This window comes from Mycobacterium sp., from assembly GCF_049647605.1.
Lineage (GTDB): Bacteria > Actinomycetota > Actinomycetes > Mycobacteriales > Mycobacteriaceae > Mycobacterium.
Window position 1 is genome coordinate 1 of record NZ_JBARXZ010000104.1, and the last position, 15,235, is coordinate 15,235.

14 protein-coding genes are annotated in these 15,235 nt (G+C 67.8%); 6 read left to right on the forward strand and 8 right to left on the reverse strand.

What is annotated here, in order from left to right; genetic code table 11:
* The 3 genes from WBB07_RS13600 to WBB07_RS13610 form a co-directional block, all read left to right on the forward strand.
* Positions 1–433: PH domain-containing protein (locus WBB07_RS13600; protein ID WP_526308476.1), on the forward strand; the 433-nt coding region annotated here is incomplete at its 5' end.
* Positions 434–442: 9 nt separating this feature from the next.
* Positions 443–1,258, forward strand: coding sequence for an HAD-IIA family hydrolase (locus tag WBB07_RS13605; protein WP_526308478.1), 816 nt, complete (start codon positions 443–445; stop codon positions 1,256–1,258).
* Positions 1,259–1,315: 57 nt separating this feature from the next.
* A complete protein-coding gene (locus tag WBB07_RS13610) occupies positions 1,316–2,731 on the forward strand; it encodes an NAD(P)/FAD-dependent oxidoreductase (RefSeq protein ID WP_526308480.1) in 1,416 nt (471 codons plus the stop codon).
* On the opposite strand, the gene WBB07_RS13615 is transcribed toward WBB07_RS13610, so the two are convergent.
* The 4 genes from WBB07_RS13615 to WBB07_RS13630 all read right to left on the reverse strand — a co-directional run bounded on the left by WBB07_RS13615 (position 2,667) and on the right by WBB07_RS13630 (position 7,061).
* Positions 2,667–3,743, reverse strand: coding sequence for a helix-turn-helix transcriptional regulator (locus WBB07_RS13615; protein WP_526308482.1), 1,077 nt, complete (start codon positions 3,741–3,743; stop codon positions 2,667–2,669). The genes WBB07_RS13610 and WBB07_RS13615 overlap by 65 nt on opposite strands.
* Before the next feature lie 57 nt (positions 3,744–3,800).
* Positions 3,801–5,507, reverse strand: a complete 1,707-nt coding sequence (locus WBB07_RS13620) for a DEAD/DEAH box helicase (protein ID WP_526308484.1) — start codon at positions 5,505–5,507, stop codon at positions 3,801–3,803.
* A 135-nt stretch (positions 5,508–5,642) separates the two neighbouring features.
* Positions 5,643–6,143 carry a cupin domain-containing protein gene (locus tag WBB07_RS13625; RefSeq protein ID WP_526308485.1) on the reverse strand — a complete coding sequence of 167 codons (501 nt, stop codon included), beginning with the start codon at positions 6,141–6,143 and terminating at the stop codon, positions 5,643–5,645.
* 21 nt (positions 6,144–6,164) lie between these two features.
* Positions 6,165–7,061 (reverse strand): SDR family oxidoreductase, encoded by an 897-nt coding sequence (locus WBB07_RS13630; RefSeq protein ID WP_526308487.1) that lies wholly within the window; start codon positions 7,059–7,061, stop codon positions 6,165–6,167.
* A gap of 151 nt (positions 7,062–7,212) precedes the next feature.
* On the opposite strand from WBB07_RS13630, the gene WBB07_RS13635 reads away from it, so the two are divergent.
* The 3 genes from WBB07_RS13635 (at position 7,213) to WBB07_RS13645 (ending at position 10,622) form a co-directional block, all read left to right on the forward strand.
* Complete coding sequence (locus WBB07_RS13635) at positions 7,213–7,773, forward strand: TetR/AcrR family transcriptional regulator (RefSeq protein WP_526308501.1); 561 nt, start codon at positions 7,213–7,215, stop codon at positions 7,771–7,773.
* Between the two features lie 177 nt (positions 7,774–7,950).
* Entirely contained in the window at positions 7,951–9,576 is a 1,626-nt protein-coding gene (gene groL, locus WBB07_RS13640) for a chaperonin GroEL (protein WP_526308489.1), read from the forward strand.
* Positions 9,577–9,755: 179 nt separating this feature from the next.
* Positions 9,756–10,622, forward strand: coding sequence for an endonuclease domain-containing protein (locus tag WBB07_RS13645; RefSeq protein WP_526308491.1), 867 nt, complete (start codon positions 9,756–9,758; stop codon positions 10,620–10,622).
* Between the two features lie 48 nt (positions 10,623–10,670).
* On the opposite strand, the gene WBB07_RS13650 is transcribed toward WBB07_RS13645, so the two are convergent.
* The 4 genes from WBB07_RS13650 to WBB07_RS13665 all read right to left on the reverse strand — a co-directional run.
* A complete protein-coding gene (locus tag WBB07_RS13650; RefSeq protein WP_526308493.1) occupies positions 10,671–12,542 on the reverse strand; it encodes a glycoside hydrolase family 15 protein in 1,872 nt (623 codons plus the stop codon).
* A 171-nt stretch (positions 12,543–12,713) separates the two neighbouring features.
* Positions 12,714–13,073, reverse strand: coding sequence for a pyridoxamine 5'-phosphate oxidase family protein (locus WBB07_RS13655; protein WP_526308495.1), 360 nt, complete (start codon positions 13,071–13,073; stop codon positions 12,714–12,716).
* Positions 13,074–13,093: 20 nt separating this feature from the next.
* Entirely contained in the window at positions 13,094–13,618 is a 525-nt protein-coding gene (locus tag WBB07_RS13660; protein ID WP_526308497.1) for a Na+/H+ antiporter subunit E, read from the reverse strand.
* On the reverse strand, positions 13,615–15,235 hold a 1,621-nt coding region (locus WBB07_RS13665), incomplete at its 5' end, for a proton-conducting transporter transmembrane domain-containing protein (RefSeq protein ID WP_526308499.1). The genes WBB07_RS13660 and WBB07_RS13665, both read right to left, overlap by 4 nt.

The following is a 15,235-nucleotide window of genomic DNA, read 5'->3' on the forward strand; positions in this document are numbered from 1 at the left end:
GCGACGCTGGACCCGCGGGCTGACCATCCCGGGGCTGGCGGCGCTGGCAATGGGGATACAAGCGGTCAGAGTCGGGGTGCCCGGCTGGTCCTGGGTGCTGCTGGCGGTGGTGACGGTGTGCTGCGCGCTGCTGGCCGCCGATCGGGTGCGGACGCTCGGACATCGGGTGGACGCCGACTGGTTGGTGGCGCGCAGCGGCAGTGTGCAGCGCCGCCGCGACTGCATCGCCACCGCGGGCATCATCGGGTGGACGGTGCGGCAGACGCCGCTGCAGCGTCGGACCGGGGTCGCGACGCTGATCGCGGCCACGGCCGCCGGCACCAAACGGTATGTGGTGCTCGATGTTCCCGCCGAGCAGGCCTGGGCGGTGGCGGCCCGGGCATCCCCGTGGGTGGCCGACGCCCAATGGGCGCAGCCGTCCGGAGCCGTCTAGGGTCGCTAGATGGCTACCGGTGGGGTGCTCTTCGACATCGATGGTGTTCTGGTGACGTCATGGCAGCCGATTCCGGGTGCCCGAGAGACGTTGCAGACGTTGGCCGAGCATCAGATCGCCCGGTCCTACCTGACCAACACCACCACCCGCACCCGGGTTCAGATCGCCGACCTGCTGTGCGCCGCCGGGATGGACGTCTCGCCTGACCAGGTGGTCACCGCGGCGGTGCTGACCGCGGATTTTGTGCGTGACCGCTACCCGGATGCCCGTTGCTTCCTGGTCAACAGCGGCGCCATCGCCGACGACATGCCGGGTATCGATCTGGTGGCCTCTGTCGACACCCGGGGCGGGCCGATGCCCGACACCCCGGATGTGGTGCTGCTCGGTGGGGCCGGCCCCGAGTACGACCATGTGACGCTGAGCTGGGTGTACGACTGGATGGCCCAGGGGGTGCCCGTCGTCGCGATGCATCGCAGCATGTCGTGGACCACCACCGAGGGGCTTCGGATCGACACCGGGATGTATCTGGCCGGTATGGAGGAGAGCTCGGGGCGTAAGGCCACCGCTGTGGGCAAACCGGCGCCGGAGGGGTTCCTGGCCTCGGCGGCACGTCTCGGTGTGGAGCCCGACGAGATGTTCATGGTCGGTGACGATCTCAACAACGACGTCCTCGCCGGGCAGGTGGTGGGGATGACGGGGGTGCTGGTGCGTACCGGGAAGTTCCGTCAGGACACGCTGGATCGTTGGGCCGCAGACGAATTTGCGATGCAACCCAATCACGTCATCGACTCGGTGGCCGATCTGCCGGGGCTGCTCGGCCTGTGACCGCAGCTCAACCGTTCGGTTGATGTCCGCCCGTCGCCGCTTTGTTTTGCTGAACACATGGCGAGGGCGGGGGAACATGCAGTGGTGCTCGGGGGCAGCATGGCGGGTCTGTTTGCGGCCCGCGCGCTCACCGAGTCCTATGACCGGGTGACGGTGCTGGAACGCGATCTCCTATCAGATGGTGTAGAAGCCAGACACGGTGTGCCACAAGGAAAGCAGCCGCATCTGTTGTTGGCGCGGTGCGCCCAGGTCGCCGAGGAGCTGTTCCCCGGAATCCTCGACGAGTTGGTCGCAGACGGCGGGCGACGGTGGGACGACGGCGACCTGAGCCGGTTCCATCTGCATTTCGGCGGGCACCGGATCGTGAACTCGGGCCGCATCCCGGATCCGGCATCGCTGATCAATCACCTCGGCAGCAGGCCGTTTGTGGAAGCGCATGTGCGGCGCCGGGTTCGCGCGTTGCCTGCGGTGACTGTGCTCGACGGCCACGACATCGCCGACCTAGAGGTGCGATACGAGCCAGGGGGAGGGAGGATCATCGGAGTGCGCGCTCAGCCCCGCAATGGTCAGGCGTCGCAGCGACTGGCTGCTGACCTTGTGGTCGACGCCTCGGGGCGCGGGTCGCGCACTCCGGTGTTCCTCGAAGAATGGGGTTACGGGCGGCCGGCTGTCGAGGAGCTGACGGTACGAGTCGCGTACGCGAGCATGCCGGTCCGCATTCCGCGCGGGGCGGTGCACGAGGATCTCATCGTGCGGCCGTTCGAGCCCGGGCGGCCTCGCGGCTTTGCGATGTTCCGGTGTGAGAACGACACCTGGCTGGTCGCCGCCGCGACGCTGGGTGAAGCGGTGTTGCCCAGGACGCTGCCGGAGCTGCTCGAGTTCGGCTCCGGCGCAGCCCCCGACAGGGTGCTGGCTGCGGTGCGCTCGGGCGAGCCGCTCGGCGGAATCTGCGTCCACCGCTATCCCAGCAACAGATGGCGACGATACGACAGGATGCGTCGCTTCCCCCGCAACCTGGTGGTGGTGGGCGACGCCTTCTGCAGTTTCAACCCGATCTACGGCCAGGGGATGACCGTCGCGGCCCTCGAGGCGCTGATCCTGCGGGATTGCCTGCGCGGTGGCCTCTGCGAGCTGCCGGAGCGGTTCTTCGCAGCGGCTGCCAAGAGCATTCGGGTCGCGTGGCAGATGGCGGTCGGTTCGGATTTGGCGTTGCCTGAGATCGAGGGTGCCCGTCCGCTGTCGATGCGCCTGACGAATGCGTACCTGGATCGGGTGCTGCGGGCCGCCGAGAGTGACGTGCTGGTGGCCCAGGAGTTCCTGCGGGTCACCGGAATGGTGTCGCCACCAAGCAGATTGGTGCATCCGGCGGTGGTGTCCCACGTTGTCCGGGCAAACCTGCGCCGGCGTGTCAGGGAGCCAGCGACACCAGTAGCCGCACCAGTTCGGCTTGCCGGCTCGTCGCCGTCTTCGTGAACACATGGTGCAGGTGCGTCTTCACCGTCGCCATCGACAATGACAATTCTTCGGAGATCGGTGCCAGCCCCTGGCCGTACCCGACGCGCACCGCCACCTCGGATTCCGCGGCCGTCAACCCGTAGAGGCGGCGCAGCAGGTCGGCGGAGATGGTGGGGATGTCGTCGGGGTCCACGATCACGACAAGTGCTCGGCCGCAGCCATTTTCGATTTCCGACAGGAACGGTGTCACGTGCGCGATGTATGGTCGGGTTGAGAGTCGCTGACAGGCAACGGAAGTGCCGGATCGGGGCATGGGGCCGGTCGCTGCGGCGACGGCCCGTTGCAGCGCCGGGTCGTTGGCGTCGGCGACCAGTCGTCCGGTGCGCAGTGACAGACCGTCGTTGCGGGACAGCAGGGCCTCGGCACGCGTATTGCAGTGCAAAACAATGGAATTGGGGCCGACGACCAGTACAGCTCGGCGCATTCCGTCGATCGCCGCGGCCAGGTCATCGACCTCCAGTCGCAAACCGGCAAGGTGGCTCTCGGTCCGCATTGCCTGCTGAAAATGTGGGATGAGGGCGTTGACGACGGTGACCCGGTCCGATGTTGCGAAGCCGTCGTCGCGCCTGGGCGCGGCAGCCAGGAAGCACGTGGGATCGGTGTTGCCGGTCAGCCGGACGAAGATACCGTCCTGCATCTCGTGCGGACGCAACCAGTCGGTGTTGAATTCCGAGCGCAAGTTGCGATCGACCAGCTCCCGGCCGTCGCTGACCAGGCCGACGGGACTGTGCTCGACGGCCTCGAGCACGTAGTCGTAGTCGTGGTAGTAGTCGCGATACTCGGCCATCGCGTTTTCGTCGAGGCTGGCAGACTTGATCAATCGGCTGGTGCCGTCTGCGATGATCAGGCCGCAGGCGATCCCGTCCAGGGACCGGCGCACCGTGGCCATGGCAACAACCCAGTGCTCGGGGGTGATCGCGGCGGAATGGATCGCCGAAACCATACGCGAATACTCTTCGATCGTGACCATGCCAAACCCCCTTGGCTATGGGTCATGATCGGCCGGATCCCGGCGGTCGTCAACCGGTTACGACTGGCCGAAACCCAGTTCGCGCACGGCGACGATGCGTTCTTTGATTTGCTCGGTGGTGGCCGCCGCGATCGGCGGGCCGCCGCAGATCCGGCGCAGCTCGTTGTGGATCCAGCCGTGTGGTTTGTTCAGCCGGTGATGGGCGGCCGACACCAGCGCATTGAGTTCCTTGCGCAGATCCCGCAGCTGGCCGTGCGTGGCCCGGGGGACGGCGGCTTCTCCTGAAGCGGTGCGCTTTTCGAGCTGCGCCACCTGCCGCTTGCTCAGCAGATCGCGCATCTGGCTGACGTCGAGGAGGCCGGGGATGCCCAGATAGTCGGCTTCCTCGTCACTGCCCGCCGGGGTGGCGGTGCCGAACGACGACCCTTCGAAGATCACCTGATCGAGCTCGGCGTCGGCCCCCAGGGAGGTGAACGCCTTTTCCTCTTCGCCGGCCTCGTCTTTTTTCTGCTTGGCCAGTTCGGCGTCCAGGGGGTCTTCGTCGCCCTGTGACTCGCGGTGAGGTTTCCCCAGGATGTGGTTGCGTTGTTCTTCCAGTTCGCTGGCCAGCAGCAGCAGGTTCGGCACCGACGGCAGGAACACGCTCGCCGTCTCCCCGGCCCGGCGGGATCGCACGAACCGGCCGATGGCCTGGGCGAAGAACAACGGCGTCGACGCACTGGTGGCATATACGCCGACCGACAGCCGCGGCACGTCGACGCCTTCGGAGACCATGCGGACCGCGACCATCCAGCGGCTGGTGCCCTTGGAGAACTCGGTGATGCGGTCCGAGGCGCCCTTGTCATCGGAGAGCACCACCGTAGGCATCTCACCGGTGATGGTCTCGAGCAGCTTGGCGTAAGCGCGGGCGGTGGTCTGATCGGAGGCGATGATCATGCCGCCGGCATCGGGCACGTGCTGACGCTTCTGCTGCAGCCGGATGTCGGCGGCGGCGATCACGGCAGGCATCCACTGCCCGGCCGGATCCAGCGCGGTGCGCCAGGCGCGGGCAGTCTGCTCGGCGTTCAACGGTTCGCCGAGGCGGGCGGCGTGTTCCTCACCGGCGCTGTCGCGCCAGCGCGCCTCACCGGAATAGGCCATGAAGACCACCGGCCGCACCACACCGTCGGCGAGCGCGTCGGAGTAGCCGTAGATGTGGTCGGCCTGGCTGCGCATCAGGCCGTTGCCGTCGGGTTCGTAGTTGACGAAGGGGATCGGGCTGTCATCGCTGCGGAACGGGGTTCCGGTCAGGGCCAGTCGGCGGGTGGCGTCGTCGAACGCCTCCCGGATGGCCTCGCCCCAGCTCTTGGCGTCGCCGCCGTGGTGGATCTCGTCGAAGATCACCAGCGTCTTGTAGTTCTCGGTGCGTACCCGGTGCCGGGTCGGGTGGCTGGCCACCTGGGCATAGGTGATGACGACGCCGTGATACTCCGAGGACGTCTGGGAATTCGAGTTCGAGAACTTCGGGTCCAGCGCAATGCCCTGCGTCGCGGCCGAGCGTGCCCACTGGATCTTGAGGTGCTCGGTCGGGACGACGATGGTGACCTTGTCGACGACGCGCTCATTGAGCAGCTCTGCGGCCAGCCGCAGCGCAAATGTGGTCTTGCCTGCGCCTGGGGTCGCCACCGCCAGGAAATCGCGAGGTTTGGTGGTCAGATATTTGACCAGCGCCTTTCGCTGCCAGCCCCGAAGTGCCTGGGTGCTGGGCGCTGCATCAGCCCGCACCCGGAGACCTCCTTTAAGTCGAGAAGCAGCCTAGGCCAACCGGTTCCGTGGGCGCGACTTCGTCGCGTGTCCCGTGGGGTGTGTCACCCCCGTGTCCCTCCGACGTCGGCATCCCTGGCTGGTCTGGTCGGTCGGTCAACTCGGGTCCACGAAGAAGTTGTCGTTCTTGATGAACCACTCGCGGCGTTCGGTCTCGGTCAGCTCGCCGAGCTGTGCCAACCCCTCGAAGTAGTGCTCCCGGGGCGCCCCGGGAGTGAACAACATCAGCATCGACGCCGGCTCGTCGGCAACGTTGCGGAAGCCGTGAATTCCCCCCGGCGGGACGTACAGGAAGTCTCCTGCGCCGCCGATTTTCCATTCGGTCCCGTCATAGAGCTCGATGGCGCCGCCCAGCACGAAGAACGCTTCGGACATGGCCCGGTGGAAGTGCGGTCCGGGCCCACCCGCCCGGGGGGCGATATCCACCCGGTAGAGGCCGTAGTCCCCGCCGGTCTGCTCCTGGTTGGCCAGATACCGGTATTGCACCAGCCCGAACGAGTCGTAGTCCGGCGGCTCGTCACCTCGTTTGAGCCGGGCACTGACTTCGGGCTCGCCCTCGTGGCGGGCTGGCGGGTAGGGCGGCACGACCAGCGACATCTCGACAGTCTGCCTGGGTGATCAGACGGGGAAGGTGACTTTCGTCAGCTCCTCGGAGACATTCCACAGCCGGCGCTGCAGGTCGAGGTCGTAGGACTGATCCGACGACGCGACGACCACGGGGTTGCCGCGCCACTGCGCCAGGTTCGCCGGGCCGTAGTACTGGCCGCCGAGAGCGCCGGGATCGGTGGCGGCGCGTAGGGAGGGGAGCGCGCCCATGGCCGCGGGCTGTGCGATCAGGCCCGCGACGGGGGACATGGCCGATTGCACCACTGTCGGCAGATTGCGCATCAACTCGGTGTTCGACGTACCCGGGTGTGCGGCGACCGCGATGGTCTTGCCGCGCGGTGCCAGCCGGCGCTGCAGCTCGTAGGTGAACAGCAGGTTGGCCAGTTTCGACTGGGTGTAGGCGCCCATCCGGTTGTAGGAGCGTTCCCACTGCAGGTCGTCGAAGTGGACGGTACCGCCGAGTTTGTGGCCGTTGCTGCTGACGGTGACGATCCGGGCGCCCGGTACGTCGAGCATCCGGTCCAGCAGCAGGCCGGTGAGTGCAAAGTGGCCGAGGTGGTTGGTGCCGAACTGCAGCTCGAATCCGTCGGCGGTGGTGCCCTTCGGTGTGGTCATGACGCCGGCGTTGTTGATGAGCAGGTCGATCTTGTCGAAGCGGCCCTTGAGAGATTCTGCGGCGTCCCGGATCGAAGCCAGGGAGGTCAGGTCGAGTTCTTGAACCGTCACCTTCCCGGGCAGCTGGGCGGCGGCCTGCTTGCCCTTCTCGGTGTCACGCACGGCGAGGACAACTTCCGCGCCCTTGGCGGCCAGGGCCTTGGCAGTCTCGAAGCCGAGGCCGGTGTTGGCGCCGGTGATGACGGCGGTGCGGCCGGTCTGGCCGGGAATGTCGGCGGTGCTCCATGCGGTCATGAGGGTTTGCTCCTTGAATATTGGGTATCCTTGGTCAACCGGGGCGCCAGCCCCGCTTACCCGTAAACATACGGAATGTTCGCCCCGTTTAGCGAGGAGGTGCGCTATCAGCGAAACCGGAGTCGGTGACGCCGTGGTCGGTGCTGCCCGAATCGGTGATGCCGAGCGTCCGATGCGTGCTGATGCGGCACGTAACCGGGCGCGAGTCCTCGAGGTCGCCTATGAGACCTTCGCGGCTGAAGGTCTTGCCGTCCCGATCGACGAGATCGCCCGGCGCGCGGGCGTCGGTGCGGGCACGGTCTATCGGCACTTTCCCACCAAAGAGTCGCTGTTCGGGGCGGTGTTCGAGGATCGGATCCGTCGCATCGGGGAGATGGCGCGCAACCTGCTGGCAACCGTCGGCCCTGGTGAGGCGTTGTTTGCCTTCCTTCGGGGCATGGTGCACACCGGGGCGAGGGACCAGGGCCTCGTCGATGCGCTCGCCGGTTACGGGATCGACCTCGAGACCGCCGCGCCGGGTGCGGAGGCGGATTTCCTGGCCCTGATTTCAGACCTCCTGTCTGCGGCGGAGCAGGCCGGCACGGTGCGCGCCGACGTCGGTGTCCCGGAGATCAAGGCGCTGCTGGGGGTGTGCAAGAGCGCGCGGTTGTACGGCGACGGCGTCCCGGACCGGGTGGCGGCCGTTATCGAGGACGGACTGCGTGCGCGATAGCCCTCGGCCTTCCTTGCACTCGGCATGGGCGAGTGCTAAGAATGACCTTGGCACTCGCGCCAAGTGAGTGCTAGGTCGGAACGGTGAGGCAGGGGCCGCACAGCCCACAGCCGTCCGTCGCGGGCACTGAAACCGACCCCAAGCTGTGTCATTCCAAACCGGAGGATTCACTTCGCAATGGCCAAGACAATTGCGTACGACGAAGAGGCTCGTCGCGGCCTTGAGCGGGGCCTCAACGCCCTCGCCGACGCCGTAAAGGTGACGCTGGGGCCCAAGGGTCGCAACGTCGTTCTGGAGAAGAAGTGGGGCGCCCCCACGATCACCAACGATGGTGTTTCCATCGCCAAGGAGATCGAGCTGGAGGACCCGTACGAGAAGATCGGCGCCGAGCTGGTCAAAGAGGTCGCCAAGAAGACCGATGACGTCGCTGGCGACGGCACCACCACCGCCACCGTGCTCGCACAGGCGCTGGTCCGCGAGGGCCTGCGCAACGTTGCGGCCGGCGCCAACCCGCTGGGCCTGAAGCGCGGCATCGAGAAGGCCGTGGAAAAGGTGACCGAAGGTCTCCTCGCGAGCGCCAAGGCCATCGAGACCAAGGACCAGATCGCTGCCACCGCCGGCATCTCCGCCGGTGACCAGACCATTGGTGACCTGATCGCCGAGGCCATGGACAAGGTTGGCAACGAGGGTGTCATCACCGTCGAGGAGTCCAACACCTTCGGCCTGCAGCTCGAGCTCACCGAGGGCATGCGGTTCGACAAGGGCTACATCTCGGGTTACTTCGTGACCGACGCCGAGCGTCAGGAAGCCGTCCTCGAGGATCCCTACATCCTGCTGGTCAGCTCCAAGGTCTCGACCGTCAAGGACCTGCTGCCGCTGCTGGAGAAGGTCATCCAGGCCGGCAAGCCGCTGCTGATCATCGCCGAGGACGTCGAGGGCGAAGCCCTGTCCACTCTGGTGGTCAACAAGATCCGTGGCACCTTCAAGTCCGTGGCCGTCAAGGCTCCCGGCTTCGGTGACCGCCGCAAGGCCATGCTGCAGGACATCGCCATCCTCACCGGTGGCCAGGTCGTCAGCGAAGAGGTCGGTCTGTCCCTCGAGACCGCCGACGTCGCGCTGCTGGGCACCGCCCGCAAGGTCGTGGTGACCAAGGACGAGACCACCGTCATCGAAGGTGCCGGCGATGCCGACGCGATCCAGGGCCGCGTTGCCCAGATCCGCGCCGAGATCGAGAACAGCGACTCCGATTACGACCGTGAGAAGCTGCAGGAGCGCCTGGCCAAGCTGGCCGGCGGTGTTGCGGTGATCAAGGCCGGCGCTGCCACCGAGGTGGAGCTCAAGGAGCGCAAGCACCGCATCGAAGATGCCGTGCGTAACGCCAAGGCTGCCGTCGAAGAGGGCATCGTCGCCGGTGGTGGCGTGGCTCTGCTGCAGTCGGCTCCGTCGCTGGACGAGCTCAAGCTCGAAGGTGACGAGGCCACCGGCGCCAACATCGTGCGTGTCGCGCTGTCGGCTCCGCTGAAGCAGATCGCCTTCAACGCCGGCCTCGAGCCCGGTGTTGTTGCCGAGAAGGTCACCAACTCGCCGTCGGGCACCGGCCTCAACGCCGCCACCGGCGTGTACGAGGACCTGCTCAAGGCCGGCGTCGCCGACCCGGTGAAGGTCACCCGCTCGGCGCTGCAGAACGCAGCGTCCATCGCGGCTCTGTTCCTCACCACCGAGGCCGTCGTCGCCGACAAGCCGGAGAAGGCCGCCGCACCTGCGGGCGACCCGACCGGTGGCATGGGCGGTATGGACTTCTAAGTCCTGTTTGTTCGAAAGGCCCCGGTGCGCTTCGGCGTACCGGGGCTTTTTGAGCTGTGGGGCTTGTCGGTGTCAATGGGCTCCGAAGTCGACGACAACCCGCACAACTCGTGGCGTCACCTGTGGACAACTCGACGGCGTGAGTGGCTGCCGGGAGTCGGCGCGTCGATTCTCGACACATGACTGGTCGGCCGTTCCTCGGCTCCGAGGCGATCCGCACCGGGCGGGTGACCGACCATCAGCTGCGCACCCGCTACCGGGCGATCTATCGCAATGTGTATCTGCACCGAGAGGTGGGCCTCACCGCCGAGCTGCGGGCCCGAGCCGCGTGGCTGAGTGCCGGGCCGACGGCCACGCTGGCGGGCCTGTCGGCGGCGGCCGTCCTGGGCACGAAGTGGCTCGATCCCGCGGCCCCGGCTGAACTGGTGCGACCGGATCGCCATTCCCAGAACGGTATCCGGGCCTACACGTTCTCACTCCAGCCCGCGGAGACGCAGCTGCGCTGGGGCATGCGGATCACCACCCCGGCTCGGACCGCCTGCGATATCGGCCGACGGCTGCCCGTGGCACAGGCGGTGCCGCTGCTGGACGCCTTGATGAATGCGACGGGTCTGACGGTGGCCGAGGTGCATGCGCTGACCGAGTGCCGGCCCGGTCTGACGGGGGTGCGACGGTTGCGGGCCGCGCTGGACCTCGCCGACGGTGGCGCCGAGTCGCCGAAGGAAACCGAGGTCCGGGTGCTGTGCACGGCCGCCGGACTGCCGAAACCGGCCACGCAGATCGAGTTCTTCGACGACTACGGCGAGGCGTTCATCCGGGTCGACATGGGATGGCGGGAATGGAAAGTGGCGCTCGAGTACGACGGTGTTCAGCACTGGAGTGACGCCCGTCAGCGGGCGTGGGATATCGAGCGGCTGGCCTTGCTGAACGCGATGGGGTGGACGGTCATCCGGGTCAGCGCGCAGATGCTGCGGCGGCCGGATGGGTTCGTGGGCCGGGTGCGGGCGGCGTTGGAAGCGGCCGGGTGGCGAAGTTGTGGGCCCTAGCGGTGGGAAAAGCGCCCATCGTCGACGACAGGTCCCACAGCTCTGGCCTCAGCCGCGGCTGCCGATGGCCCGGGCCAGCCGGAATCCGCTGGCGATCACGCCGATATGGCTGAACGCCTGCGGGAAGTTGCCCAAAAACGAGCCATCGCGAGGGTCGATCTCCTCGCTGAGCAGGCCCACATGGTTGGCGCGCGCACACAGCGAGTCATACAGCGTCAGCGCTTCGTCGATCCGGCCCTGACCGGTGAGATTGTCGACCAGCCAGAACGAGCACAGCAGGAAGGCGCCTTCTTCCCCGGCGAGGCCATCGGAGGACACGTCGTGGCGGTAGCGGTAGAGCAGGCCGTCACCGGCGTCGAGGTCCTTGCGGACGGCCTCCACGGTGGCCACCATCCGGGGGTCGGTGAAGTCGATGACCCGGCGCAGCGGCAGCGCCAACAGGGAGCCGTCGAGCCCACCGCGGGCGCCGCCGTCGGCCGCGAGTTGTTCGGTCAGCGTCTGGCGCTGCGGGTCCCAGGCGTGGTCGAGCAGGGCCGACCGGATCTCGTCGCGGGCCGCGCGCCAGGTGCTGGTGGGGCAGTCGCGTCCGGTGCGCTCGGCGATCTGCAGGGCACGGTCCACGGCCACCTGGCACATCGCCACCGAATAGGTGAACGGCCGCTCGGCATCACGGATCTCCCAGATGCCGTGATCCGGTGTGCGCCAGTTGGCGACGGCCTGGTCGGCCAGACCTGCGATTCTGGTCCAGAGGTGGTTGTCGACCGCACCGCCGGCGCGCACCCACTGATAGGCCACATCCAGGAGTTCGCCGTAGACGTCGTGCTGGGTCTGCCCGGCGGCCCCGTTGCCCCAGCGCACCGGTGCGGTCTCCCGCCAGCCTCGCAGGTCGGGGTCGCTGATCTCGGAAGGAGGTTGGCCCCCGTCGAGCGCGTACATGATGGATGGCCCGCCGTCGCGCTCGGCGCAATGCAGTGTCCAGGACAGGAAGGCATTGGCTTCGCTGGTCAGCCCGATCCGGCGCAGCGCGTAGGTGGAGAAGGCGGCGTCACGGACCCACGTGTAGCGGTAGTCCCAATTACGTTCGCCACCAACCCATTCGGGTAGCGAGGAGGTGGCGGCCGCCATGATGCCGCCGGTCGAGGCGTGGTCGAGCAGTTTGAGGGTCAAGGCTGAGCGGCGTACCAGGTGGTGCTGCGGCCCGGCGTAATCGATCTTTGCTGCCCACCCCCGCCAGACCGCTGCGGTGCGGGCGGCCAGCGTCTGCGCCGAGGTGCCGATGTGCACCTGACTGTCGGCAGACCAGGCCAGCGTCGACTCGTAGGTCTGTCCGGCGCGCAGGGTGATGGTGGTGGTCAGCGAGTTGTCGGCACGGTGCTCCAGGGGATGTGACGTGCGAAGCTGCAGCGGCAGATCCGGATGATCCGGGGAATCGATGGTCCAGGCGTTGCCGGTGCGGCCGGCCGACGTCACCCGTCGTGGCTGGAAGTGGATTTTCAGGTCCACGGACCCTTCGACCACCCGTGCAATCCGGATCAATTGGCCGCGACCCGCCGGCACGATCTCGCTGAGGTCGGCGCCGGAGCGCATCGCGAAGAAGTCCGTCACCTCCACGATGCCGTCGCTGCCGGTCAGGGTGGTGGTCAGGATCGCGGTGTCGTCGTGATAGCGCTGTCCGCCCCCGCGCAGGCCCACCGGTTCGATCGACCACTGGCCGCCGCGATCCAGGTCCAACAGCGACACCAGCAGTGGCGCAGCGTCGAACTGGGGCAGGCACAGCCACGAAATGGTGCCGTCGCGGCGCACCAGCGCGCAGGTGCTGCCGTCGCCGATCAACCCGTGGTCTTCGATCGGCAGGAATCCATCTCGGGCGGTGAAGTGTCGCGTCCCGGGGACGCCGAACGGACGGGTGGCACTCGGCACAGGCAATCCTTCAGGGTAGGGGTCGTCATGTCCCATACCCATTCCGCCGTCCGTTCAGCCCTTGGCGTGTGTCAACCCGGCGGCAGTGGAAAGCATTGCCCATCAATGGAGTTCTGGAGTGCCTCGTCAAAATGGGTGCTCGGCAACGGAACCCGGGCGCGTCGGCTACTGCTACAGCGGCACGCAATCGTCACCGCATCCGGAGACCGGCTGTGCGGGTGCGGCTTTGCGATGCAGGACGGCCCGCTGCGGTACCACCCGCAGGGTATCTCCGAGCTCGCCGCGGCCGTCGACGATCAGGGTGTAGCCGTCGGTTTCCTGGAGAGGCCACAGCAGCGTCACGCCGTCGCGGTCGGTGAGATTGCGCCGGGTGCTGTTGCCGACGGAGCCGAGTTCGAACGACCCGTCGACCAGCACCGGGTCCACGGCCACGGTGTGGGCTCGGTGGTCGTCGCCGACGGTGATCAGATACGCGAACGTGAAGTCCGACAGTGCTTCGGCGAGTTGGTCGAGATCTACCTTGACGCTCATGCTGCGAGGGTACGCAGGGTTCAGCGTCGCGCCGTACTGCCGTTGTCCGGCGGATCCAGCATGTCGATCAAATACCTTTCCAGCTGCCGCAACTGGCTCGTGACGTCGAGCTCGTGATGCAGCACGTGCAGGTGCAGCTGGTGGCTCCCCGACTTGCCGTCCGCCAGGTCGACGCTCAGTGAACCGGGGGTCAGCGCCGCCAGATCGGCCAACAGCACCCGGCCCATCGGTGACTGCAGTCGGAGCTCCATCACCATGTCGACCGGAGCCACGTCGACCGGCCGGCGCAGCGCCCGGAGCGCCACATCCACTCCGCCGCGCACCGAATGGGCTACAAACCAGGCGAGCAGGCGAACCAGGGCGCGGGTCCGCACCCCGACGGTGCGCCGGGCCGCCGCGACCGGCGGTGCCAGCATCAGCGTCGCGCCGGTCAGCACCGTCACGATCGGGATGCCGTAGCTCCACTGCCCGGCACCCTCGGTCAGCAGCCACCACAGCCCGGCAAACACCGGCCACCGGATCAGCGCCGCACGGATCAGCTTCATCGGAGCACCCCCACCCCCAACGCGATCAGCAGCAGCCCCAGGACCGCCAGAACCGCCGCCCCGGAGACGGCCCAGCCGTCCAATCCGGCTTCAGCCCGGTCGACGGTGCGGGTGAGCCGGAGCGGGCGCAGCCGGCGAAGCGCCGAGCCCAAGCGATCGCCCGGCTGGTGTGCCGAGAGGCGCCGCAACGCGGCGGTGACGCGCGTGAGAACTACCTCTTCCGGCACGATCAGATCCCCGGCGGGCAGCAGCGTGCCGTCGGGGTGCGCCAGCCGGTGGGGTAGTAGGTCGGCCCGCGACAGCGCCGCAGCAAGCACCGCCACGGCGATGCCGATGAGCACCGGCCAGCCGGCGTCCCACAGCGTCACCGGATCCAGCCCCGGGACGGTGACCACCGGGGCCCACTGCTGGGCCAGCAACCAGGTGGCGACCGTGCCGCCGACAGCCAGCGCCGCCCAGGTGACAACCCCGGCATCGGGCCGGTGGGCCGGTTTGCGCGCACCGGTCAGCAACACCCACCCGGCCCTGGCGAGCAGCAACGTCGACACCGTACCGATCCAGGGCAGCAGGTCGGCGAGTTCGATCCCGGCGATCTGCACCGGGGCGATCGCCTCCTTGGCGGCGTATTTGGCCACCGCGCCCGAACCCAGCGGCGCACCGGCCACCGCCAGCGCCAGCAGGGTCAACACCGCAAGCACCAGCGCCCGGATGGGGCCGGTGTAATTGCGTTGCCACACCGCAACTCCCAGGAACAGACCGCCCTTGGCGACACCGTGATGGACGGCGTACACGACCGCGGCCAGCACACACGCTTCGGCGAGGTCGGGCTCGGCGAGGGCGATACCGACCAGCACCGCCAGAAAGCCCATCTGGCTGATGGTGCTGTAGGCCAGCGGCACCTTCGGGTCGCGGTGCAGGATGCCCAACGGCAGCGCCAGGAAAGTGCCGAGCAGCGCCAGCACCACCAGCGTCAGCCCCCAGCCGGGCAGTGCCACTTCCCCCAGCGGGAGGAACCGCAACCAGCCGATCAACCCGGCCTTGACCATCACACCGGAGAGCACGGCGCTGGCCGCCGGCGGGGCGGCGGGATGGGCCAGGGGAAGCCAGACGTGCAACGGGACGGTGCCGGCTTTGATGCCGAAGCCGATCAGCAGCAGGGCGATGATGAGGTTGCGGGACTCCGACCCGGCGACCGCCGCCGGCGCATCGGCGATCGCAGCCCCGCCGGCGTGGACGACCATCACCAGGGCCGATAGCACCGCCAGCTCGGAGATCATGGTCAGTGTGAGGTAGACGCGGCCGGCGCGGTGGGCCTGTTCGGTGCCGGTGTGCACGACGCAGCCGTAGGCCGCCAGGCTCATCACCGCAAACGCCGCGTAGAACGTCACGGTGTCGGCGGCCACGAACACCCCGGCGTTGCCGACAAAGCTGAGCAGCAGGAAACCGGACAGCAGGTGGGCCCGCGGCGACGATCCCTTGGCCACCGTCACCAGGGCTGTCGCGTACAGCACGGCGGCGAGCAGCAACAGCGGTCTGCCCACATCGTCCACCTGCAGGTGGACCCCGAGCAGCAGCCAGGGCGCCTCGACGGTGCCCGCGGCGGGGCCGAGTACGGCC